Source organism: Streptomyces sp. ID05-39B (assembly GCF_033794725.1).
Classification (GTDB): Bacteria; Actinomycetota; Actinomycetes; order Streptomycetales; family Streptomycetaceae; genus Streptomyces; species Streptomyces bobili.
On record NZ_JARGEF010000546.1, the window covers coordinates 1 to 727 of the forward strand.

Annotated in this window: 1 protein-coding gene; it reads left to right on the forward strand. The window is 75.2% G+C overall.

Features of this window, described 5'->3' with window-relative positions:
• Nucleotides 1-131 precede the first annotated feature (131 nt).
• Nucleotides 132-727 (forward strand): aminotransferase class V-fold PLP-dependent enzyme (locus P1P75_RS41815; protein WP_319265344.1); only part of this gene is annotated, 596 nt, incomplete at its 3' end.

Genomic DNA, 727 nt, shown 5'->3' on the forward strand with positions numbered 1-727 from the left:
CATGTCCAGGGGCGGGAAGAGGCGCCTAATCGCTCGGGGATGCGGCTTGTTGGGCGTGTGCGGGCGGGTTTGCGGCTGGTCGCGCGGTTCCCGGGCCGCCGTCCGGCGCCGCCCCGTTCTACCGTTGCCCTGTGTCCTACTTCGATGCCGCCTCCGCCGCCCCGCTCCATCCCGTGGCCCGTCAGGCCCTGTTGGCCTCGCTGAACGAGGGCTGGGCCGATCCGGCACGGCTCTACCGGGAGGGCCGCCGGGCCCGGATGCTGCTCGACGCGTCCCGGGAGGCCGCGGCGGAGGCGGTGGGGTGCCGGCCCGACGAGTTGGTGTTCACGGCGTCCGGGACCCGGGCCGTGCACAGCGGTGTCGCGGGCGCGTTGGCGGGTCGGCGGCGCGCCGGACGCCACCTGATCGTGTCAGCCGTCGAACACTCCTGCGTGCTCCATTCGGCCGAGGTGTTCGCGTCCGGGGGCGGGACCGTGACGGAGGTGCCGGTGCTGCGGTCCGGCGCGGTGACCGCCGAGTCGTACGCCGGGGCCCTGCGGTCCGACACCGCGCTCGCCTGTCTCCAGTCGGCCAACCACGAGGTGGGGACCGAGCAGCCGGTGGCCGAGGTGGCCGAGGCCTGCCGGGAGGCGGGGGTTCCGCTGTTCGTCGACGCGGCCCAGTCGCTGGGGTGGGGGCAGGTGCAGGGGCCCTGGTCGCTGCTGGCGGCGAGCGCGCACAAATGGGG